Genomic DNA, 21,714 nt, shown 5'->3' with positions numbered 1-21,714 from the left:
CGATGTTCCGCCGCACCTTCTGGTTCACCACGGGCGTCGCCGCCGGTGTCTGGGCCACCACCAAGGTCAACCGCAAGCTCAGGCAGCTGACCCCCGAGAGCCTCGCCGCGACCGCGGCCGACAAGGCGCTCGAGACGGGAGCACGCCTCAAGGACCGCGCGGTCGGCTTCGCGCTCGACGTCCGCGACAACATGGCGCAGCGGGAGGCGGAACTCGAGGACGCGCTCGGCATCCACGAGGACCCCGCACTCCCCGGCCCCCGGCGGTACGCCGCCATCGAGAACAGCAAGCACACGACGTACGTCGAGACCACGACGCACCCGTACGACCGGAATGAGGACCACTGATGGAGTCGGCCGAGATTCGCCGCCGCTGGCTGAGCTTCTACGAGGAGCGCGGGCACACCGTCGTCCCTTCGGCGTCGCTCATCGCGGACGACCCGACTCTGCTCCTCGTCCCGGCCGGCATGGTCCCCTTCAAGCCGTACTTCCTCGGTGAGGTCAAGCCGCCGTGGTCGCGCGCCACCAGCGTGCAGAAGTGCGTGCGCACGCCCGACATCGAAGAGGTCGGCAAGACCACCCGCCACGGCACGTTCTTCCAGATGTGCGGCAACTTCTCCTTCGGCGACTACTTCAAGGAAGGCGCCATCACGTACGCCTGGGAGCTGCTCACCAGCCCCCAGGACAAGGGCGGTTACGGCCTGGACCCGGAGCGGCTCTGGATCACCGTCTACCTGGACGACGACGAGGCCGAGCGCATCTGGCACGAGGTCGTCGGCGTGCCCAAGGAGCGCATCCAGCGCCTGGGCATGAAGGACAACTACTGGTCCATGGGCGTCCCCGGACCCTGCGGACCCTGTTCCGAGATCAACTACGACCGCGGCCCCGAGTTCGGCGTCGAGGGCGGCCCCGCCGTCAACGACGAGCGGTACGTGGAGATCTGGAACCTCGTCTTCATGCAGTACGAGCGCGGCGAGGGCATCGGCAAGGACAACTTCGAGATCCTGGGCGACCTGCCGAGCAAGAACATCGACACGGGCCTCGGCATGGAGCGCCTCGCCATGATTCTGCAGGGTGTGCAGAACATGTACGAGATCGACACCTCCATGGCCGTCATCAAGAAGGCCACCGAGCTGACCGGCGTCGAGTACGGCAAGGCCCATGACTCGGACGTCTCGCTGCGCGTGGTCACCGACCACATGCGCACCTCCGTGATGCTCATCGGCGACGGCGTCACCCCCGGCAACGAGGGCCGCGGCTACGTCCTGCGCCGGATCATGCGCCGCGCCATCCGCAACATGCGGCTGCTCGGCGCCACCGGCCCGGTCGTGCTGGACCTCGTCGACACCGTGATCGGCATGATGGGCCAGCAGTACCCGGAGCTGATCACCGAGCGCGAGCGCATCGAGAAGGTCGCCGTCGCCGAGGAGAACGCCTTCCTCAAGACGCTGAAGGCCGGCACCAACATCCTCGACACCGCCGTCACCGAGACCAAGCAGGCCGGCGGCGCCGTCCTGGCCGGCGACAAGGCGTTCCTGCTCCACGACACCTGGGGCTTCCCCATCGACCTCACCCTGGAGATGGCCGCCGAGCAGGGGCTGTCCGTGGACGAGGACGGCTTCCGCCGGCTGATGAAGGAGCAGCGCGAGCGCGCCAAGGCCGACGCCCAGGCCAAGAAGACCGGCCACGCCGGGACCGGCGCCTACCGCGAGATCGCCGACAAGGCCGGCGAGACCGAGTTCTTCGGCTACGCGGACACCGAGGGCGAGTCCACGGTCGTCGGCATCCTCGTCGACGGCGTCTCCTCCCCGGCCGCCACCGAGGGCGACGAGGTCGAGATCGTCCTCGACCGCACCCCGTTCTACGCCGAGGGCGGCGGCCAGATCGGCGACACCGGCCGCATCAAGGTGGGCTCCGGCGCCGTCGTCGAGATCCGCGACACCCAGAAGCCGGTGCCGGGCGTCTACGTCCACAAGGGCGTCGTCCAGGTCGGCGAGGTGACCGTCGGCGACCTGGTGCACGCCTCGATCGACTCGCGTCGCCGCACCGCCATCGCCCGCGCCCACTCGGCCACCCACCTCACCCACCAGGCCCTGCGCGACGCCCTCGGTCCGACGGCCGCCCAGGCCGGTTCCGAGAACCAGCCCGGCCGCTTCCGCTTCGACTTCGGCTCCCCGTCCGCCGTTCCGACGGCCGTGATGACCGACGTCGAGCAGAAGATCAACGAGGTGCTCGCCCGCGACCTGGACGTCCGCGCCGACGTCATGGGCATCGACGAGGCCAAGAAGCAGGGCGCCATCGCCGAGTTCGGCGAGAAGTACGGCGAGCGGGTCCGTGTCGTGACCATCGGCGACTTCTCCAAGGAGCTGTGCGGCGGCACGCATGTCCACAACACCTCTCAGCTGGGTCTGGTGAAGCTGCTCGGCGAGTCGTCGATCGGCTCGGGCGTGCGCCGCATCGAGGCTCTCGTCGGCGTCGACGCCTACAACTTCCTCGCCCGTGAGCACACGGTCGTGGCCCAGCTCCAGGAGCTGATCAAGGGGCGTCCGGAGGAGCTCCCGGAGCGGGTTTCGGCCATGCTCGGCAAGCTGAAGGACGCCGAGAAGGAGATCGAGAAGTTCCGCGCCGAGAAGGTGCTCCAGGCCGCCGCCGGTCTCGTGGAGTCGGCCAAGGACGTCCGCGGGATCGCCGTCGTCACCGGTCAGGTCCCGGACGGCACCGCCCCCGACGACCTGCGCAAGCTGGTCCTCGACGTGCGCGGCCGCATCCAGGGCGGCCGGGCCGCCGTGGTCGCCCTGTTCACGGTCAGCAACGGCAAGCCGCTGACGGTCATCGCCACCAACGAGGCCGCTCGCGAGCGCGGTCTCAAGGCCGGCGAGCTGGTCCGCACGGCCGCCAAGACCCTCGGCGGCGGCGGTGGCGGCAAGCCGGACGTCGCCCAGGGCGGTGGCCAGAACCCGGCCGCCGTCGGCGAGGCCGTCGACGCCGTCGAGCGGCTCGTGGCGGAAACGGCCAAGTGAGTCACCCGATGCGCAAGGGCCGTCGACTCGCGATCGACGTCGGGGACGCCCGGATCGGGGTCGCCTCGTGCGACCCCGACGGGATCCTCGCCACTCCGGTGGAGACGGTCCCCGGCCGGGACCTTCCGGCGGCTCATCGCCGCCTTCGGCAGCTGGTCGAGGAGTACGAGCCGATCGAGGTCGTCGTGGGTCTTCCGCGTTCGCTCAAGGGGGGCGAGGGCCCGGCCGCGGTCAAGGTCAGGGGCTTCGCCCAGGAGCTCGCGCAGGGCATCGCGCCGGTCCCGGTCCGGCTCGTCGACGAGCGGATGACGACCGTGACGGCCAGTCAGGGACTGCGTGCCTCGGGCGTGAAGTCGAAGAAGGGCCGCGCGGTCATCGACCAGGCAGCCGCTGTGATCATCCTTCAGCAGGCGCTGGAATCCGAACGGGTGTCAGGCAAAGCACCGGGCGAGGGCGTCGAAGTGGTCATCTGATCGCGGTACGGTAACGTTCCGCGCGATGCGGTGCTGTTCGAACAGTCGCCGCACAGAGAGAGGCGGAACGGTGACGGGCCCGTGAAGGCCGCGTGATCGCCGCCTCGCGGCTCTAGGGGATCGATGACTGAGTATGGCCGGGGCCCAGGCTCCGAACCGTGGAATCCGGAGGACCCGTTGTTCGGGGACGGCGGATGGGAAGGGCAGCAGGCCCCCACGGGTCATCAGCCTGCCTACGGCGGCCAGCAGCAGCACCACTACCCGCAGCAGCAGCCTCAGCAGTCGGAGTACGGCGACTGGGGCCAAGGACAGGCGCAGCAGTACGACCAGCAGCAGTACAACGGGCAACAGTACGAGCAGCAGTTCGACCCGCAGTACCAGGGCTACGACCAGCAGCAGTACGTCGACCAGGGCGGCCAGCAGTACGCCCACCCGAACCAGCAGGCCTACCAGGAGGGTTACCAGGAAGGCGGCTGGGACGGCACGGGCACCCACGCCCATGTCCCGTACGCGGCCGATCCCGGCGACCCCTACGGCCAGCAGGCCGCGGCCTACGGCGCGCAGCAGCCCGACTTCTACGGCACCCCGGACGCCTATCCGCCTCCGGAGCCGCCCGCCCGGCGGCGTACCGAGCCGGAGCCGGAGCCGGAACCCGCGGCCGAGGAGAAACCCGACTGGGATCCCGGTCCGGACCAGGGCGAGCACGCCTTCTTCGCGGGCGGCGGGGCCGAGGACGACGAGGACGACGACGAGGAGCCCGGGAACCGGCGGGGCCGGGGCGGCAAAGGCGCCAAGACCGCCAAGAGCAAGAAGAGCCGCAGCGGCTGTGCCTGTCTGGTCGTCGTCCTGGTGTTCGGCGGGGGCATCGCCGGCGTCGGCTACTTCGGCTACGACTACTACCAGAATCGTTACGGCGCGTCTCCGGACTACGCGGGCGACGGCACGGCCGAGTCCGTGAGCGTGGAGGTGCCCAAGGGCTCCGGCGGCGCCGCCATCGGCCGGCTGCTGAAGGACGCCGGAGTCGTGAAGAGCGTGGACGCGTTCGTGTCCGCGTTCACGAGCAATTCCGATGCGGACGGCATTCAGGCGGGCGCGTACATCCTGAAGAAGGAGATGTCCGCGGAGAGCGCCGTCGCGATGATGCTGGACCCGAAGAGCCAGGCCAATGTGATGGTCACGCCCGGCCAGCGCAATATCGCCGTCTACAAGGCCATCGACACCAAACTCGGCCTTTCGGCCGGTACCACCAAAAAAGTCGCGGACAGTAAATTCCAGACGCTCGGGCTTCCCAAGTGGGCGAATGACAACGATGACATCAAGGACCCGCTGGAGGGCTTCCTCCTGCCCGGCACCTACGGTGCGGCGAAGGGCATGAAGCCGGAGACGGTCCTCAAGTCGATGATCGCCCGCGCCAACGAGGCGTACGCCGGCTACGACCTCGAGGCCAAGGCCAAGGCGCTCGATCTGGACAGCCCGTTGCAGGTGCTCACGGTCGCCAGCCTGGTCCAGGCCGAGGGAAAGACCAGCGAGGACTACCGCAAGATGGCCGAGGTCGTCTACAACCGCCTCGACTTCGGGAACCCGGAGACCTACGGCTTCGTCCAGTTCGACTCGACCTACAACTATGCGAAGAACGAGAGCAACATCGACATCAGCGAGTCGGAGATCAACAAGGACAAGGACCCGTTCAACACCTACACCAACAAGGGTTTGCCGCCCGGTCCGATCGGCAACCCCGGCGACGTGGCGATCAAGGCCTCGCTGAATCCGACCGACGACGGCTGGTACTACTTCGTGGCGACCGACGGCGTGAGCAAGACCGAATTCGCCAGGACGCACGATGAATTCCTGAAACTCAAGGACAAGTTCGATGAAAGCTCGGGCAACTGACGTCCGTCGGGCCGCGGTACTGGGCAGCCCCATCGCCCACTCCCTCTCACCGGCGCTGCACCGCGCCGCGTACGACGCGCTGGAGCTCGGCGGCTGGACGTACGACCGCTTCGACGTCGACGAGGCGGCCCTGCCCGCCTTCGTCGACGGGCTCGGCGCCGAGTGGGCCGGTCTCTCGCTGACCATGCCGCTGAAGCGCGCCGTCATCCCGCTGCTCGACGAGATCAGCGAGACGGCGGCCTCCGTCGAGGCCGTCAACACCCTCGTCCTCACCGACGACGGGCGACGGCTCGGCGACAACACCGACATCCCCGGCATGGTCGCCGCCCTGCGCGAGCGCGGGATCGAACAGGTCGACTCGGCCGCGATCCTCGGCGCCGGCGCCACCGCGTCCTCCGCGCTGGCCGCCCTGTCCCGGGTCTGCGCCGGCGAGATCGTCGCCTATGTGCGCAGCGCGGCCCGCGCCGCCGAGATGCGGCAGTGGGGCGAGCGGCTCGACGTCGAGGTCCGCATCGCGGACTGGACGGACGCCGCCGACGCCCTGCGCTTCCCGCTGGTCGTCGCGACCACCCCGGCGCAGGCCACCGACGAGCTAGCCGCCGCGGTGCCGGAACGCCCCGCCACCCTCTTCGACGTGCTCTACGACCCCTGGCCGACCGAGCTGGCCGCCCGCTGGTCCATGTTCGGCGGCGCCGTCGTCGGCGGGCTCGACCTGCTCGTGCACCAGGCGGTGCTCCAGGTGGAGCAGATGACCGGACGCGCCCCGGCCCCCGTGGAGGCCATGCGCAAGGCCGGCGAACACGCCCTCGCCGCCCGCCGGACGCACCGGTAACCATGACCGCAGCGGGACCGCAAGAGCGTCCCGCCAGTCCGTGCTTTCAGGTTCCTGCCGTCCGGCTGCTGGACCGGCGACCGGTTCCGGAGCCGGGACGTGGGAGGATCGGAGGCGGCGGGCCAGGGCCGCGCACCAGGTCACGCCGACGACGTACGCGAGGACGCGCGTGCGGCAGGGCATACGGGGCGCGAGTACTGAGGAGCATCGTTGAGCAGGCTGCGTTGGCTGACCGCCGGGGAATCCCACGGTCCCGCACTTGTCGCGACGCTGGAGGGCCTTCCCGCCGGCGTCCCGATCACCACGGAGATGGTGGCCGACCACCTGGCGCGACGGCGGCTCGGCTACGGGCGCGGCGCGCGCATGAAGTTCGAACGCGACGAGGTCACCTTCCTCGGCGGCGTCCGGCACGGCCTCACCATGGGTTCGCCGGTGGCGGTCATGGTGGGCAACACGGAGTGGCCCAAGTGGGAACAGGTCATGTCGGCCGACCCGGTCGACCCCGAGATCCTCGCGGGCCTCGCCCGCAACGCCCCGCTGACCCGCCCGCGCCCCGGCCACGCCGACCTCGCCGGGATGCAGAAGTACGGCTTCGACGAGGCACGGCCCGTCCTGGAGCGCGCCTCCGCGCGTGAGACGGCCGCCCGGGTAGCGCTGGGCGCGGTCGCCCGGTCGTACCTGAAGGAGACGGCCGGCATCGAGATCGTCTCCCACGTGGTGGAGCTGGCCGCCGCCAAGGCGCCCTACGGCGTCTACCCCACCCCCGCCGACGTCGAGAAGCTGGACGAGGACCCGGTGCGCTGCCTGGACGCGGACGCGTCGAAGGCGATGGTCGCGGAGATCGACCAGGCACACAAGGACGGCGACACCCTCGGCGGCGTCGTCGAGGTGCTCGCGTACAGCGTCCCGGTCGGCCTCGGCTCGCACGTGCACTGGGACCGCCGGCTGGACGCCCGCCTGGCCGCCGCCCTCATGGGCATCCAGGCGATCAAGGGCGTCGAGGTCGGAGACGGCTTCGACCTCGCGCGCGTGCCCGGTTCGAAGGCGCACGACGAGATCGTCACCACGCCCGAGGGCATCCGGCGCACGAGCGGCCGCTCCGGCGGCACCGAGGGCGGTCTGACCACGGGCGAGCTGCTGCGCGTGCGGGCCGCGATGAAGCCGATCGCGACCGTGCCGCGCGCCCTGCAGACGGTGGACGTCGTCACGGGCGAGGCCACCCAGGCCCACCACCAGCGCTCCGACGTGTGCGCGGTCCCGGCCGCCGGGATCGTCGCCGAGGCGATGGTCGCGCTGGTGCTGGCGGACGCCGTGGCGGAGAAGTTCGGCGGCGACAGCGTCGCCGAGACCCACCGCAACGTGCGCTCGTACCTCGACCACCTGCGCATCCGATGAGCGGGCCGCTGGTCGTCCTGGTCGGCCCGATGGGCGTCGGCAAGTCCACCGTCGGCGGACTGCTGGCCGAGCGGCTCGGCGTCGGCTACCGGGACACCGACGACGACATCGTCGCCGCGCAGGGCCGCAGCATCGCGGAGATCTTCGTCGACGACGGCGAGGAAGCCTTCCGGGCGCTGGAGAAGCAGGCCGTGCACCGCGCGCTCGCCGAGCACGACGGCGTCCTGGCGCTCGGCGGCGGCTCGATCCTGGACGCGGACACGCGCGGCCTGCTGGCCGGACAACGCGTGGTCTACCTGTCCATGGACGTCGAGGAGGCCGTCCGGCGCACCGGCCTCAACGCGGCCCGCCCGCTGCTCGCCGTCAACCCGCGCAAGCAGTGGCGCGAGCTGATGGAGGCCCGCCGCCATCTGTACGAAGGAGTCGCCACGGCCGTGGTGCCGACGGACGGCCGTACGGCCGAAGAGGTCACCCAAGTCGCCCTGGACGCTTTGGAGTTGAAGGAAGCATGAGCAGCGAGTCGGTAACGCGGATCCGGGTCGGCGGCAGCGCGGGATCCGAGCCGTACGAGGTCCTGGTCGGACGACGGCTGCTGAGCGAACTCGGCGGGTTGATCGGCGACCGCGTCAAGCGGGTCGCCGTGATCCACCCCGAGGCGCTCGCCGAGACCGGGGACGCGCTGCGCGCCGACCTGGTCGAGCAGGGCTACGAGGCGGTCGCCATCCAGGTGCCCAACGCGGAGGAGGCCAAGACCGCCGAGGTCGCCGCCTACTGCTGGAAGGTGCTCGGGCAGTCCGGGTTCACCCGCACCGACGTCGTCGTGGGCGTCGGCGGCGGCGCGACCACCGACCTCGCCGGGTTCGTCGCGGCGACCTGGCTGCGCGGGGTGCGCTGGATCGCCGTCCCGACCACCGTGCTCGCCATGGTCGACGCGGCCGTCGGCGGCAAGACCGGCATCAACACGGCCGAGGGCAAGAACCTCGTCGGCTCCTTCCACCCGCCGGCCGGCGTGCTCTGTGACCTGGCCGCGCTGGACTCCCTCCCGGTCAACGACTACGTCTCCGGGCTCGCCGAGATCATCAAGGCGGGCTTCATCGCCGACCCGGCGATCCTCGACCTCATCGAGTCCGACCCCGAGGCCGCCCGCACCCCGGCGGGCCCGCACACCGCCGAGCTCATCGAACGCTCCATCCGGGTCAAGGCGGACGTCGTGTCCTCCGACCTCAAGGAGTCGGGCCTGCGGGAGATCCTCAACTACGGCCACACCCTCGCGCACGCCATCGAGAAGAACGAGCGCTACAAGTGGCGGCACGGCGCGGCCGTCTCCGTGGGCATGCACTTCGCCGCCGAACTGGGCCGTCTGGCGGGCCGGTTGGACGACGCCACGGCCGACCGCCACCGCACGGTCCTCGAGTCCGTGGGGCTGCCGCTGCACTACCGCTACGACCAGTGGCCCAAGCTGCTGGAGAACATGAAGGTCGACAAGAAGTCCCGCGGCGACCTGCTGCGCTTCATCGTCCTGGACGGCCTGGCCAAGCCGACCGTCCTCGAGGGCCCCGACCCGGCCGTGCTGCTCGCCGCGTACGGCGAGGTGGGCGAGTAGGACCGGGGCGGGCTCGGGCCGGGCGGGCCGCGGGACGGCCGGGTACGTCCGACCGCTCCCCTTCCGCCCGATTCGCTCTCCACACCGGGCACTTCGGACCGCCCCCGGCCGTTCACCAAACGATGGCCGGGGGCGGTACCGTTCAGTAGCGAAGACGGGGTCCGCACCCCTACAGCCAGCGCCAATTGCCTGTACGAGACGGAGTGGCACCGGATGCAGCACGCAGTGGGTTCTCCGCTGCCGCCGCCCCATCAGCCGGGGCACGGTCCGGCCGTCGGCTGGTCGCCGGCCGCCCATCACCCGGGCCCGCACCAGCCGGGATACCTGGGTGCTCCCTCGGGCCCGCTCCCGCCCGCGCCCCAGCCGCCGGTGCCGCCCGTGCCGCCGCCGCCCGCCCCCGGGCACGCGCCCCTCCCGCCGGGCGCCGACGCCACCGGGCACGTCCCGCTGCCGCCGGGCGGTCCGGTCCCGATGCCCAGCGCACCGCCCGCCCCGACCGTCCCCGACCCGACGGCCACGACGCTCGCGGTCCTGCTGATCGGCCCCGCCGGCGCCGGCAAGACCAGCGTCGCCAAGTTCTGGGCCGACCACCGCCGCGTGCCCACCGCCCATGTCAGCCTCGACGACGTACGCGAATGGGTCCGCTCCGGCTTCGCCGACCCGCAGTCGGGGTGGAACGACCACTCCGAGGCCCAGTACCGGCTGGCCCGCCGCACCTGCGGCTTCGCCGCGCGCAACTTCCTGGCCAACGGCATCTCGTGCATCCTGGACGACGCGATCTTCCCCGACCGCCCGGCCGTGGGCCTCGGCGGCTGGAAACGCCATGTGGGCCCCGGGCTGCTGCCCGTCGTCCTGCTGCCCGGGCTGGAGGTCGTCCTGGAGCGCAACGCGGCGCGCTCCGGCAACCGCCGCCTCACCGACGAGGAGGTGGCCCGCATCCACGGCCGCATGGCGGGCTGGTACGGCTCCGGCCTCCCCATCATCGACAACTCCCAGATGGACGTACCGACCACGGCACGGGTCCTGGACGACGTGCTGGCCCGGGCGATCGCAAGCCCCCCGAAGTGGTGACGGGCGGGACCGGGCCTCGGCCCACCACCGTTCGCCCCGTCGGGTCCCCCGAACGGCACCCTTCCAGCCAGCACAATCCGGCCACCGCTCCTACGCTCGTGTCATGTCAGAGGTCTACGCGTCCCGCCGAACCCGTCTACGGGAGCGCTGTAACGCGGCCGGCAGCACCGCGGCGCTCATCTCCCGCCCCGCCAATGTGAGGTACCTCGCGGGCGCGGCTCCGCGCGGCGCCGTCCTGCTGCTGGGCCGACGCGAGGACCTCCTCGTCTGCGCGGTCCCGCCCGAGGACCGCCCCTCCGAGGGGCGACCGGACGACGCGCTGCTCATCCATGTCCTGCCCGGCCCCGGAGGCGATCCCGCGGTCGCCGCCGCCGGACTCCTGATGGGCCAGGGCGGCGACTGTCTCGCCGTCGAGGAACACCACCTCACGGTGGCCCGCCACCGGGAGCTCCGCTCGGTCGCGGCCCGGCTGCGCCTCACCGACCTGGGCAGCGCGGTCGAACAGCTGAGGGTGGTCAAGGACGAGGAGGAGATCTCCTGTCTGCGGATCGGCGCCGAGATCGCCGACCAGGCGCTGGGCGAGCTGCTGGAGTCCATCCTGGTCGGCCGCACGGAACGGCACCTGGCCCTGGAACTGGAGCGGCGCCTCGTCGACCACGGCGCCGACGGCCCCGCCTTCGCCACGTCCGTCGCCGCCGGCCCGAACTCCGGCCGGCGCGGGCACCGGCCCACCGACCGGCGCGTGGAGGAGGGCGACTTCCTGTCGGTCTGCCTGGGGGCGACCTACCGCGGCTACCGCTGCGAGATCGGCCGCACCTTCGTCATCGGGACGTCCCCCGCGGACTGGCAGATCGAGTTGTACGACCTCGTCTTCGCCGCTCAGCGGGCCGGACGCGAGGCTCTGGCGCCCGGCGCCGCCTACCGTGACGTGGACCGCGCGGCCCGTCAGATCCTGGACTCCGCGGGGCGCACCGAGGGCCTTCCGGCACTCACCGGTCACGGTGTCGGACTCGAAATCGAAGAGGACCCGCAGTTGAGTCCCGCAGCCATGGGTAAACTGGACGCTTGCGTGCCGGTCACCGTCGAACCCGGGGTACACCTCCCGGGCCGGGGCGGCGTCCGGATCGATGACACGCTCGTCGTGCGCCCCGAGGCGGACGGCGGACCCGAGCTACTCACCATCACGACCAAGGAGCTGCTCGCCCTCTAGGCAGGTGCGTGCCCCGGGGTCGTCCACGTCAGTCCAGGAGATTCCGCAACCGTGGCTTCCACGAACGACCTCAAGAACGGCCTGGTGCTCAAGCTCGAAGGCGGCCAGCTCTGGTCCGTCGTCGAGTTCCAGCACGTCAAGCCCGGCAAGGGCCCCGCATTCGTGCGCACCAAGCTCAAGAACGTGCTTTCCGGCAAGGTCGTCGACAAGACGTTCAACGCCGGCGTCAAGGTCGAGACGGCCACTGTCGACAAGCGCGACATGCAGTTCTCCTACATGGACGGCGAGTACTTCGTCTTCATGGACATGGAGACCTACGACCAGCTCATGGTCGACCGCAAGGCCGTCGGCGACTCCGCCAACTTCCTGATCGAGGGCTTCACCGCCACGGTCGCGCAGCACGAGGGCGAGGTGCTCTTCGTCGAGCTGCCCGCCGCCGTCGAGCTCGTGGTCCAGGAGACCGAGCCGGGCCTGCAGGGCGACCGCTCCACCGGTGGCACCAAGCCCGCCACCCTGGAGACCGGTCACCAGATCCAGGTCCCGCTCTTCATCACCACCGGTGAGAAGATCAAGGTCGACACCCGCACCAGCGACTACCTCGGCCGGGTGAACAGCTAACCGTGGCTGCCCGCAACACGGCCCGCAAGCGCGCCTTCCAGATCCTCTTCGAGGGCGACCAGCGCGGAGCCGATGTCCTGACGGTCCTCGCGGACTGGATCCGGCTCTCCCGGGCCGACACCCGGCAGCCGCCGGTGAGCGAGTACACGATGCAGCTGGTCGAGGGTTACGCGCAGCACGCGCGGCGGATCGACGAGCTGATCTCGCAGTACTCGGTCGGCTGGACGCTGGACCGGATGCCCGTGGTCGACCGCAACATCCTGCGGCTCGGCGCCTACGAGCTGATCTGGGCCGACGAGACCCCGGACGCGGTCGTCCTCGACGAGATGGTGCAGTTGGCGAAGGAGTTCTCCACGGACGAGTCGCCCTCGTTCGTCAACGGACTCCTCGGCCGGCTGAAGGAGCTCAAGCCGTCGCTGCGCCGGGACGAGGCGTAAGCGGCGGCGGGGCGCTCCGCTGGAGGTGCCGCGATGTGCCGTCGATTGGCTGCGGCGCCGTCGTGGCTGGTCGTGCCCGCGCGGCGGAGCCGCATATGTCAGCGCCCCGCGCCCCTTCAGGGCGCTGCCGAACCGCAGCTGACTTCGCCCGACCCGCTCAGGCGTGACCGGCAGCTCGTCGTGACGGCACGCGGGTCGTACGAGCCGGAGACCGGAGCCGGTACGACCATCGCAGAAGGGGCCCACAGCAGCACGCTGAGGGCCCCTTCGGCATGCCCGCGCCCCTGGGGCGTCGCCGGGTGCCCCTGAGGCGCCACAGGCCCGCAGAAAGCCGCCGGGGCGGCCGGAACCGTCAAGTTCCGGCCACCCCGGCGGCACGTTTCTGCTGAGGCCTGCCGAGCCGTCGAGAGGCTCAGCCCTCCTCGTGGGACACGGCACGACGCGCGTCCGCGTCCAGGACGCCCCAGCTGATCAGCTGCTCGGTCAGGACCGAGGGCGACTGGTCGTAGATGACGGCGAGCGTGCGCAGGTCGTCCTGGCGGATCGACAGCACCTTGCCGTTGTAGTCGCCGCGCTGCGACTGGATGGTGGCCGCGTAGCGCTGCAGCGGGCCCGCCTTCTCGACCGGCACATGAGCCAGTCGCTCCAGGTCGAGGACCAGCTTCGGCGGGGGCTCGGCCGCCCCGCCCGGGGTGGTGCCCGGCAGCAGCTCCTGCACGGGAACGCCGTAGAAATCCGCCAGCTCGGCCAGGCGCTGCACGGTCACGGCGCGGTCGCCGCGCTCGTACGAACCGACCACGACGGCCTTCCAGCGTCCCTGGGACTTCTCCTCGACACCGTGGAGGGAAAGGCCCTGCTGGGTGCGGATCGCTCGGAGCTTGGCCCCGAGCTGTTTGGCGTATTCGCTGGACATATAGCTCCCCGGCACTGGGTCGACGCGGCAGGAGCCGCGTGCTGGTAACTCACTGTGAGGTTACGCAGCGTGATTCTTCTGCGTCAAGCCGAATGGTCCACACCGACGCTTCCGTGGTATCGGTGGCCGATTACGCCAAGGGGGTGATCAGGGGTGTCGTCCCGGCCTGCTACCGTGGATGGCGCAAATCCGACGTCCTTTAAGGTCCGTCCCGTGAGGCGGAGAAGGAGGTCCGTTTCATATGGACAAGCAGGACACCCCGCAGGAAACCCGGCCGGACACCCGGCAAGATCCCCGACAGACCGATGCGCGGCCGGTTCTCGAAGCCCCCGACATCGCGCGCGTGCTGACGCGCATCGCCCACGAGATCGTCGAACGCGCCAAGGGCGCCGACGACGTGGTGCTCCTCGGCATCCCGACCCGCGGCGTCTTCCTCGCCCGGCGGCTCGCCGAGAAACTCGAGCAGATCACCGACCGCAAGATCCCCGTCGGCTCCCTCGACATCACCATGTACCGCGACGACCTGCGCATGCACCCGCCGCGTGCGCTGGCCCGCACCGAGATCCCCGGTGACGGCCTCGACGGCAAGCTGGTCGTTCTCGTCGACGACGTGCTCTTCTCCGGTCGCACCATCCGCGCCGCCCTCGACGCCCTGAACGACCTCGGGCGCCCGCGCGCGGTGCAGCTCGCGGTCCTCGTCGACCGCGGCCACCGGGAACTGCCCATCCGCGCCGACTACGTCGGCAAGAACCTCCCCACGTCGTTGCGGGAGACGGTCAAGGTGCTGCTCGCCGAGGAGGACGGTCGCGACACCGTGCTGCTCGGTGTGAAGCAGACCCAGTAGCGGACGTCGCGCGCCCGCCGTCCCGGCGCGCCCTCGCCTGCCCGGCTGTGCTTTCTGGGGGACACCCCCAGGCCCCCGGATCCCTAATGTCCTGAACTGCCTTACGGAGCCTGACAGATGCAGCGTCATCTCATCTCGGCCGCCGACCTCACCCGCGACGACGCCGTCCTGATCCTCGACACCGCCGAGGAGATGGCCCGGGTCGCCGACCGGCCCATCAAGAAACTGCCGACCCTGCGCGGCCGCACGATCGTCAACCTCTTCTTCGAGGACTCCACGCGCACGCGTATCTCGTTCGAGGCCGCCGAGAAGCGCCTGTCCGCGGACGTCATCAACTTCACCGCCAAGGGATCGTCGGTGTCCAAGGGCGAGTCCCTGAAGGACACCGCGCAGACGCTGGAGGCGATGGGCGTCGACGCCGTCGTCATCCGGCACGGCGCCTCCGGCGCGCCCTACCGCCTGGCCACCTCCGGCTGGATCGACGCGGCCGTGGTCAACGCCGGCGACGGCACCCACCAGCACCCCACCCAGGCGCTGCTGGACGCCTTCACCATGCGCCGCCGCCTGGTCGGCCGGGACGCCGGGCTCGGCCAGGACCTCGCGGGCAAGCGCATCACGCTCGTCGGGGACGTCCTGCACAGCCGGGTCGCCCGCTCCAACGTCGACCTGCTGCACACCCTCGGCGCCGAGGTCACCCTGGTCGCCCCGCCCACCCTGATCCCGGTCGGCGTCGAGTCCTGGCCCTGCGAGGTGTCCTACGACCTCGACAGCACGCTGCCCAAGTCCGACGCCGTGATGATGCTGCGCGTCCAGCGCGAGCGCATGAACGCCGCGTTCTTCCCGACCGAGCGCGAGTACTCGCGGCGCTACGGCCTCGACGGCGACCGCATGGCGCGGATGCCCGAGCACGCCATCGTGATGCACCCCGGCCCGATGGTCCGCGGCATGGAGATCACCGCCGAGGTCGCCGACTCCCCGCGCTGCACCGTCGTCGAACAGGTCGCCAACGGCGTGTCCATCCGGATGGCCGTCCTGTACCTGCTCCTGGGCGGCAACGAGCCCGCCGTCAGCCACGCCCGTACCACCGAGGAGAAGTAAGAACCCATGCGCAAGATCCTTATCCGTGGTGCGAAGGTGCTCGGCGGCGAGCCGCAGGACGTCCTTGTCGACGGCGGCGTCATCGAGGCCGTGGGCGCGGGGCTGTCCGCCGAGGGCGCCGAGGTCGTCGAGGCCGGCGGCAAGGTGCTGCTGCCGGGCCTGGTCGACCTGCACACCCATCTGCGCGAGCCCGGCCGCGAAGACTCCGAGACCGTGCTGACGGGCACCCGCGCGGCCGCCTCCGGCGGCTACACGAACGTCTTCGCCATGGCCAACACCTTCCCCGTCGCCGACACCGCCGGCGTGGTCGAGCAGGTCTGGCGCCTCGGCCGCGAGCACGGCTACTGCGATGTGCAGCCCATCGGCGCGGTCACCGTCGGCCTGGAGGGCCGCAAGCTCGCCGAGCTCGGCGCCATGCACGAGTCGGCCGCCGGCGTCACCGTCTTCTCCGACGACGGCAAGTGCGTCGACGACGCCGTGATCATGCGGCGCGCGCTGGAGTACGTGAAGGCCTTCGGCGGGGTCGTCGCCCAGCACGCCCAGGAGCCGCGGCTGACCGAGGGCGCCCAGATGAACGAGGGCGTCGTCTCCGCCGAGCTGGGGCTCGGGGGCTGGCCCGCGGTGGCCGAAGAATCGATCATCGCCCGGGATGTCCTGCTCGCCGAGCACGTCGGCTCCCGCGTCCACATCTGCCACCTCTCCACCGCCGGGTCGGTCGAGATCGTCCGCTGGGCCAAGTCCCGCGGCATCGACGTCACCGCCGAGGTCACCCCGCACCACCTGCTCCTCACCGACGAGCTGGTGCGCAGCTACGACCCGGTCTACAAGGTGAACCCGCCGCTGCGCACCGAGCGCGACGTGCTGGCGCTGCGCGAGGCGCTCGCCGACGGCACGATCGACATCGTCGCCACCGACCATGCCCCGCACCCGCACGAGGACAAGGACTGCGAGTGGGCCGCGGCCGCCATGGGCATGGTCGGCCTGGAGACCGCGTTGTCGGTGGTCCAGGAGACGATGGTGGACACGGGCCTGCTGGACTGGGCCGGGGTCGCCGACCGCATGTCCTTCGCGCCCGCCCGGATCGGGCGGGCGGCGGGCCATGGACGCCCCGTCTCGGCAGGTGAGCCCGCCAACCTCACGCTCGTCGACACGGAATACCGTGGGCCGGTGGACCCCGCGGGCTTCGCCTCGCGCAGCCGGAACACCCCGTACGCGGGGCGTGAGCTGCCGGGCCGTGTCACGCACACCTGGCTCCGGGGCAAGGCCACGCTCGTCGACGGGAAGCTCACGTGACATCTGCAGCACTACTGTTCGCGGCCGAGAAGGAATCGGCCGAAGTGACCGACTGGGCCGCCCGGATCGGCTGGGTGGTCGGTCTCGGTCTCTTCGTCGCGCTCGTGTACTGGCTGATGCGCGAGGGCTGGAAATGGCGCGGCACGCTCCAGAGCGACCTGCCCGCCCTCCTCACCGCGCCGGACGACCTCGGCCCGGTGAGACTGGGCATGAGCGGCCGCTACCACGGCTCCACCACCGCCGGGCAGTGGCTCGACCGCATCGTGGCGCACGGCCTCGGCACCCGCAGCCGGGTCGAGCTCACCCTGACGGACGCGGGACTGGACGTCGTACGGCCCGGCGCGACCGACTTCTTCGTCCCGGCCGAGGCACTGCGCGAGGCCCGGCTCGACAAGGGCATCGCCGGCAAGGTCCTCAGCGAGGGCGGACTGCTGGTGGTGACCTGGGCGCACGGCGACAAACTGCTCGACTCGGGCTTCCGCTCCGACCGCGCGGCCGAGCACAACGAGTGGGTCGCCACCCTCAACTCCATGATCGCCAAGACGGAAACACAGACGGAAACGGAAGGCGCACGATGACGACCTCCACCAGGGGGACCACCAAGGTTCCCGCCGTACTCGTCCTGGAGGACGGCCGGATCTTCCGCGGCCGTGCCTACGGGGCCGTGGGGGAGACCTTCGGCGAAGCGGTGTTCTCCACCGGCATGACCGGCTACCAGGAGACCCTGACCGACCCGTCGTACGACCGCCAGATCGTCGTCGCGACCGCCCCCCAGATCGGCAACACCGGCTGGAACGACGAGGACGACGAGTCCGGCCGCATCTGGGTCTCCGGCTACGTCGTGCGCGACCCCGCGCGCGTGCCGTCCAACTGGCGCGCCAAGCGATCGCTGGACGACGAGCTGGTCGCGCAGAGCGTCGTCGGCATCTCCGCCATCGACACCCGCGCCCTCACCCGCCATCTGCGCGAGCGCGGCTCGATGCGCGCCGGCATCTTCTCCGGCGAGGCGATCGGCGCCGACGCCGAGCTCGTCGCGCGCGTGCAGACCCAGCCGCGGATGAAGGGGCTGAGCCTGTACGAGGAGGTCTCCACCCAGGAGGCCTACGTCGTCCCGGCGGTCGGCGAGAAGCGGTTCACCGTCGCCGCCGTCGACCTCGGCATCAAGGGCATGACCCCGCACCGCATGGCCGAGCGCGGCATCGAGGTGCACGTGCTCCCGGCCACCGCGACCGCGCAGGACGTGTACGCCGTCGCCCCCGACGGGGTCTTCTTCTCCAACGGCCCCGGCGACCCGGCCACGGCCGACGGCCCGGTCGCCCTCATGACCGCCGTCCTGGAACGCAAGACTCCGCTCTTCGGCATCTGCTTCGGCAACCAGATCCTCGGCCGCGCCCTCGGCTTCGGCACCTACAAGCTGAAGTACGGCCACCGGGGCATCAACCAGCCGGTCCAGGACCGGACGACCGGCAAGGTCGAGGTCACCGCGCACAACCACGGCTTCGCCGTGGACGCGCCGCTCGACAAGGTCAGCGAGACGCCCTTCGGCCGCGCCGAGGTCTCGCACGTCTGCCTCAACGACGACGTCGTGGAGGGGCTGCAGCTGCTCGACCAGCCGGCCTTCTCCGTCCAGTACCACCCCGAAGCGGCAGCGGGCCCGCACGACGCCGCCTACCTGTTCGACCGCTTCGTATCCCTGATGGAGGGCCAGCGTGCCTAAGCGCACCGATATCCAGTCCGTCCTGGTCATCGGCTCCGGCCCGATCGTCATCGGCCAGGCAGCCGAGTTCGACTACTCCGGCACGCAGGCGTGCCGCATCCTGCGCGCCGAGGGCCTGCGGGTGATCCTGGTCAACTCCAACCCGGCGACGATCATGACCGACCCGGAGATCGCCGACGCCACCTACGTCGAGCCGATCACCCCCGAGTTCGTCGAGAAGATCATCGCCAAGGAGCGCCCCGACGCCCTGCTGCCCACCCTGGGCGGCCAGACGGCCCTCAACACGGCCATCTCGCTGGCCGAGAACGGCGTCCTGGAGAAGTACGGCGTCGAGCTGATCGGCGCCAACGTGGAGGCCATCAACAAGGGCGAGGACCGCGACCTGTTCAAGGGCGTCGTCGAGGCCGTCAAGGCGAAGATCGGGTACGGCGAGTCCGCCCGGTCCGTGATCTGCCACACCATGGACGAGGTCGTCGCCGGCGTCGACACGCTCGGCGGCTACCCGGTCGTCGTCCGCCCCTCCTTCACCATGGGCGGCGCCGGCTCCGGCTTCGCCCACGACGAGGAGGAGCTGCGCCGCATCGCCGGGCAGGGCCTCACCCTCTCGCCGACCACCGAGGTGCTCCTGGAGGAGTCCATCCTCGGCTGGAAGGAGTACGAGCTGGAGCTGATGCGCGACAAGCACGACAACGTCGTGGTCGTCTGCTCCATCGAGAACTTCGACCCCATGGGCGTGCACACCGGCGACTCGATCACCGTCGCGCCCGCCATGACGCTCACCGACCGCGAGTACCAGATCCTGCGCGACATCGGCATCGCCGTGATCCGCGAGGTCGGCGTGGACACCGGCGGCTGCAACATCCAGTTCGCGGTGAACCCCGAGGACGGCCGGGTCATCGTCATCGAGATGAACCCGCGCGTGTCGCGTTCCTCGGCCCTCGCCTCCAAGGCGACCGGCTTCCCGATCGCCAAGATCGCGGCCAAGCTCGCCGTCGGCTACACCCTCGACGAGATCCCGAACGACATCACCCAGGAGACCCCGGCCTCCTTCGAGCCGACGCTCGACTACGTGGTCGTCAAGGCCCCGCGGTTCGCGTTCGAGAAGTTCCCGAGCGCTGACTCCACGCTGACGACCACCATGAAGTCGGTCGGCGAGGCCATGGCCATCGGCCGCAACTTCACCGAGGCCTTCCAGAAGGCGCTGCGCTCGCTGGAGAAGAAGGGCAGCCAGTTCACCTTCGTCGGCGACCCCGGCGACAAGGCCGAGCTGCTGCGCGAGTCGGTCCGCCCGACCGACGGCCGGATCAACACCGTCATGCAGGCCATCCGCGCGGGCGCCACGCCCGAGGAGGTCTTCGAGTACACGAAGATCGACCCCTGGTTCGTCGACCAGCTCTTCCTGATCAAGGAGACCGCCGACGACCTGGCCGCCGCCGACCGGCTGGACGCCGAGCTGCTCGCCGAGGCCAAGCGGCACGGCTTCTCCGACCAGCAGATCGCCGAGATCCGCGGCCTGCGCGAGGACGTCGTGCGCGAGGTCCGGCACGCGCTGGGCGTCCGCCCGGTCTACAAGACCGTCGACACCTGCGCCGCCGAGTTCGCCGCGAAGACGCCGTACTTCTACTCCTCCTACGACGAGGAGAGCGAGGTCGCGCCCCGCGAGAAGCCCGCGGTGATCATCCTGGGCTCCGGCCCCAACCGCATCGGCCAGGGCATCGAGTTCGACTACTCCTGCGTCCACGCCTCCTTCGCGCTGTCCGACGCCGGGTACGAGACCGTGATGGTCAACTGCAACCCGGAGACCGTCTCCACCGACTACGACACCTCCGACCGCCTGTACTTCGAGCCGCTGACGCTCGAGGACGTGCTGGAGATCGTGCACGCGGAGGCGCAGGCCGGCCCGATCGCGGGCGTGATCGTCCAGCTCGGCGGCCAGACCCCGCTGGGCCTGGCACAGGCGCTCAAGGACAACGGCGTGCCGATCGTCGGCACCCCGCCCGAGGCCATCCACGCGGCCGAGGACCGGGGCGCGTTCGGGCGGGTGCTCGACGAGGCCGGCCTGCCGGCCCCCAAGCACGGCACGGCCACCACGTTCGCCCAGGCCAAGGCCATCGCCGACGAGATCGGCTACCCGGTCCTGGTACGGCCCTCGTACGTGCTCGGCGGCCGCGGCATGGAGATCGTCTACGACGAGACCCGGCTGTCGTCCTACATCGCCGAGTCGACCGAGATCAGCCCCACCCGGCCGGTGCTCGTCGACCGCTTCCTCGACGACGCGATCGAGATCGACGTCGACGCGCTCTACGACGGCGAGGAGCTCTACCTCGGCGGGGTCATGGAGCACATCGAGGAGGCCGGCATCCACTCCGGCGACTCGGCCTGCGCGCTGCCCCCGATCACCCTGGGCGGCTTCGACATCAAGCGGCTGCGGACCTCCACCGAGGCGATCGCCAAGGGCGTCGGCGTGCGCGGCCTGATCAACATCCAGTTCGCGATGGCCGGCGACATCCTCTACGTCCTGGAGGCCAACCCGCGCGCGTCCCGCACGGTCCCCTTCACCTCCAAGGCGACCGCCGTGCCGCTGGCCAAGGCCGCCGCGCGGATCTCGCTGGGCGCCACCGTCGCCGAACTGCGCGCCGAAGGCCTGCTCCCGGCCACCGGCGACGGCGGCGAACTGCCGCTGGACGCGCCGATCTCCGTCAAGGAGGCCGTGATGCCGTGGACCCGCTTCCGGGACACCTCCGGGCGCGGCGTCGACACGGTCCTCGGCCCGGAGATGCGCTCCACCGGCGAGGTCATGGGCATCGACTCCGTCTTCGGCACGGCGTACGCCAAGTCGCAGGCGGGCGCGTACGGCCCGCTGCCCACCAAGGGCCGCGCGTTCATCTCGGTCGCCAACCGCGACAAGCGCTCGATGATCTTCCCGGCGCGCGAGCTGGTCGCGCACGGCTTCGAGCTGCTCGCCACCTCCGGCACCGCCGAGGTCCTCAAGCGCAACGGCATCAACGCGACGATCGTGCGCAAGCAGTCCGAGGGCGTCGGCCCGAACGGCGAGAAGACCATCGTCCAGTGCATCCACGACGGCGAGGTCGACCTCATCGTCAACACCCCGTACGGCACCGGCGGCCGCCTGGACGGCTACGAGATCCGTACGGCGGCCGTGGCGCGGTCCGTGCCCTGCCTGACGACGGTCCAGGCGCTCGCCGCCGCCGTCCAGGGCATCGACGCCCTCAACCACGGTGACGTGGGCGTCCGCTCGCTCCAGGAACACGCGCAACACCTGACCGCGGCCCGCGACTAG

At 70.8% G+C, this 21,714-nt stretch carries 19 protein-coding genes; 18 read left to right on the top strand and 1 reads right to left on the bottom strand.

The genetic code is table 11. From position 1 onward, the window contains the following. Positions 1-2: 2 nt before the first annotated feature. The 12 genes from ACWCPF_RS23150 (at position 3) to nusB (ending at position 12,548) form a co-directional block, all read left to right on the top strand. A complete protein-coding gene (locus ACWCPF_RS23150) occupies positions 3-347 on the top strand; it encodes a hypothetical protein (RefSeq protein WP_451046948.1) in 345 nt (114 codons plus the stop codon). Further along, on the top strand, positions 347-3,019 hold the full coding sequence (gene alaS, locus ACWCPF_RS23145; RefSeq protein WP_451046947.1) for an alanine--tRNA ligase: 2,673 nt from the start codon (positions 347-349) through the stop codon (positions 3,017-3,019). The genes ACWCPF_RS23150 and alaS overlap by 1 nt, the downstream gene beginning before the upstream one ends. Positions 3,020-3,027: 8 nt before the next feature. Continuing rightward, entirely contained in the window at positions 3,028-3,492 is a 465-nt protein-coding gene (gene ruvX, locus ACWCPF_RS23140; protein WP_451046946.1) for a Holliday junction resolvase RuvX, read from the top strand. A gap of 123 nt (positions 3,493-3,615) precedes the next feature. Further along, positions 3,616-5,382 (top strand): endolytic transglycosylase MltG, encoded by a 1,767-nt coding sequence (gene mltG, locus ACWCPF_RS23135; protein ID WP_451046945.1) that lies wholly within the window; start codon positions 3,616-3,618, stop codon positions 5,380-5,382. Then, entirely contained in the window at positions 5,363-6,214 is an 852-nt protein-coding gene (locus tag ACWCPF_RS23130; RefSeq protein WP_451046944.1) for a shikimate dehydrogenase, read from the top strand. The genes mltG and ACWCPF_RS23130 overlap by 20 nt, the downstream gene beginning before the upstream one ends. A 210-nt stretch (positions 6,215-6,424) precedes the next feature. After that, positions 6,425-7,609: a chorismate synthase gene (gene aroC / locus ACWCPF_RS23125; RefSeq protein ID WP_451046943.1), complete on the top strand. Its 1,185-nt coding sequence runs from the start codon at positions 6,425-6,427 to the stop codon at positions 7,607-7,609. Continuing rightward, positions 7,606-8,121, top strand: a complete 516-nt coding sequence (locus tag ACWCPF_RS23120; RefSeq protein WP_451046942.1) for a shikimate kinase — start codon at positions 7,606-7,608, stop codon at positions 8,119-8,121. Before aroC ends, ACWCPF_RS23120 begins: the two co-directional genes overlap by 4 nt. After that, positions 8,118-9,212: a 3-dehydroquinate synthase gene (gene aroB / locus ACWCPF_RS23115; protein WP_451046941.1), complete on the top strand. Its 1,095-nt coding sequence runs from the start codon at positions 8,118-8,120 to the stop codon at positions 9,210-9,212. The genes ACWCPF_RS23120 and aroB overlap by 4 nt, the downstream gene beginning before the upstream one ends. 213 nt (positions 9,213-9,425) lie before the next feature. After that, the gene (locus ACWCPF_RS23110; protein ID WP_451046940.1) at positions 9,426-10,283 is read left to right on the top strand and encodes a Pro-rich N-terminal domain-containing protein; all 858 of its coding nucleotides are present in this window, start codon (positions 9,426-9,428) and stop codon (positions 10,281-10,283) included. Between the two features lie 103 nt (positions 10,284-10,386). After that, on the top strand, positions 10,387-11,493 hold the full coding sequence (locus ACWCPF_RS23105; RefSeq protein ID WP_451046939.1) for an aminopeptidase P family protein: 1,107 nt from the start codon (positions 10,387-10,389) through the stop codon (positions 11,491-11,493). Between the two features lie 51 nt (positions 11,494-11,544). Then, complete coding sequence (gene efp, locus ACWCPF_RS23100; protein ID WP_351919104.1) at positions 11,545-12,111, top strand: elongation factor P; 567 nt, start codon at positions 11,545-11,547, stop codon at positions 12,109-12,111. Between the two features lie 2 nt (positions 12,112-12,113). Then, positions 12,114-12,548, top strand: coding sequence for a transcription antitermination factor NusB (gene nusB / locus ACWCPF_RS23095; protein WP_451046938.1), 435 nt, complete (start codon positions 12,114-12,116; stop codon positions 12,546-12,548). Between the two features lie 412 nt (positions 12,549-12,960). Here nusB and bldD read toward each other — a convergent pair whose 3' ends face one another. Next, complete coding sequence (bldD, locus tag ACWCPF_RS23090) at positions 12,961-13,461, bottom strand: transcriptional regulator BldD (protein WP_020128858.1); 501 nt, start codon at positions 13,459-13,461, stop codon at positions 12,961-12,963. Positions 13,462-13,702: 241 nt separating this feature from the next. On the opposite strand from bldD, the gene pyrR reads away from it, so the two are divergent. The 6 genes from pyrR to carB all read left to right on the top strand — a co-directional run bounded on the left by pyrR (position 13,703) and on the right by carB (position 21,714). Continuing rightward, on the top strand, positions 13,703-14,305 hold the full coding sequence (gene pyrR / locus ACWCPF_RS23085; protein ID WP_451046937.1) for a bifunctional pyr operon transcriptional regulator/uracil phosphoribosyltransferase PyrR: 603 nt from the start codon (positions 13,703-13,705) through the stop codon (positions 14,303-14,305). 117 nt (positions 14,306-14,422) lie between these two features. Beyond that, complete coding sequence (locus ACWCPF_RS23080; RefSeq protein WP_451046936.1) at positions 14,423-15,403, top strand: aspartate carbamoyltransferase catalytic subunit; 981 nt, start codon at positions 14,423-14,425, stop codon at positions 15,401-15,403. A gap of 6 nt (positions 15,404-15,409) precedes the next feature. Beyond that, on the top strand, positions 15,410-16,696 hold the full coding sequence (locus tag ACWCPF_RS23075) for a dihydroorotase (protein ID WP_451046935.1): 1,287 nt from the start codon (positions 15,410-15,412) through the stop codon (positions 16,694-16,696). Beyond that, positions 16,693-17,274, top strand: coding sequence for a PH-like domain-containing protein (locus ACWCPF_RS23070; protein ID WP_451046934.1), 582 nt, complete (start codon positions 16,693-16,695; stop codon positions 17,272-17,274). The genes ACWCPF_RS23075 and ACWCPF_RS23070 overlap by 4 nt, the downstream gene beginning before the upstream one ends. Beyond that, on the top strand, positions 17,271-18,413 hold the full coding sequence (carA, locus tag ACWCPF_RS23065) for a glutamine-hydrolyzing carbamoyl-phosphate synthase small subunit (RefSeq protein ID WP_451046933.1): 1,143 nt from the start codon (positions 17,271-17,273) through the stop codon (positions 18,411-18,413). Before ACWCPF_RS23070 ends, carA begins: the two co-directional genes overlap by 4 nt. Further along, positions 18,406-21,714, top strand: coding sequence for a carbamoyl-phosphate synthase large subunit (carB, locus tag ACWCPF_RS23060; RefSeq protein WP_451046932.1), 3,309 nt, complete (start codon positions 18,406-18,408; stop codon positions 21,712-21,714). Before carA ends, carB begins: the two co-directional genes overlap by 8 nt.

Source organism: Streptomyces sp. NPDC001858, from assembly GCF_053594615.1.
The sequence above is the reverse complement of the archived record's forward strand: the minus strand, read 5'-3'. Positions and strand labels throughout refer to the sequence as shown.

Excerpts from the sequence above, each read along its gene's own strand:
- ACWCPF_RS23150 (WP_451046948.1), top strand. The coding sequence starts at position 3 with ATGTTCCGCCGCACCTTCTGGTTCACCACGGGCGTCGCCGCCGGTGTC.
- alaS (WP_451046947.1), top strand. The coding sequence starts at position 347 with ATGGAGTCGGCCGAGATTCGCCGCCGCTGGCTGAGCTTCTACGAGGAG.
- ruvX (WP_451046946.1), top strand. The coding sequence starts at position 3,028 with ATGCGCAAGGGCCGTCGACTCGCGATCGACGTCGGGGACGCCCGGATC.
- mltG (WP_451046945.1), top strand. The coding sequence starts at position 3,616 with ATGACTGAGTATGGCCGGGGCCCAGGCTCCGAACCGTGGAATCCGGAG.
- ACWCPF_RS23130 (WP_451046944.1), top strand. The coding sequence starts at position 5,363 with ATGAAAGCTCGGGCAACTGACGTCCGTCGGGCCGCGGTACTGGGCAGC.
- ACWCPF_RS23120 (WP_451046942.1), top strand. The coding sequence starts at position 7,606 with ATGAGCGGGCCGCTGGTCGTCCTGGTCGGCCCGATGGGCGTCGGCAAG.
- aroB (WP_451046941.1), top strand. The coding sequence starts at position 8,118 with ATGAGCAGCGAGTCGGTAACGCGGATCCGGGTCGGCGGCAGCGCGGGA.
- ACWCPF_RS23110 (WP_451046940.1), top strand. The coding sequence starts at position 9,426 with ATGCAGCACGCAGTGGGTTCTCCGCTGCCGCCGCCCCATCAGCCGGGG.
- ACWCPF_RS23105 (WP_451046939.1), top strand. The coding sequence starts at position 10,387 with ATGTCAGAGGTCTACGCGTCCCGCCGAACCCGTCTACGGGAGCGCTGT.
- bldD (WP_020128858.1), bottom strand. The coding sequence starts at position 13,461 with ATGTCCAGCGAATACGCCAAACAGCTCGGGGCCAAGCTCCGAGCGATC.
- pyrR (WP_451046937.1), top strand. The coding sequence starts at position 13,703 with ATGGACAAGCAGGACACCCCGCAGGAAACCCGGCCGGACACCCGGCAA.
- ACWCPF_RS23080 (WP_451046936.1), top strand. The coding sequence starts at position 14,423 with ATGCAGCGTCATCTCATCTCGGCCGCCGACCTCACCCGCGACGACGCC.
- ACWCPF_RS23075 (WP_451046935.1), top strand. The coding sequence starts at position 15,410 with ATGCGCAAGATCCTTATCCGTGGTGCGAAGGTGCTCGGCGGCGAGCCG.
- carA (WP_451046933.1), top strand. The coding sequence starts at position 17,271 with ATGACGACCTCCACCAGGGGGACCACCAAGGTTCCCGCCGTACTCGTC.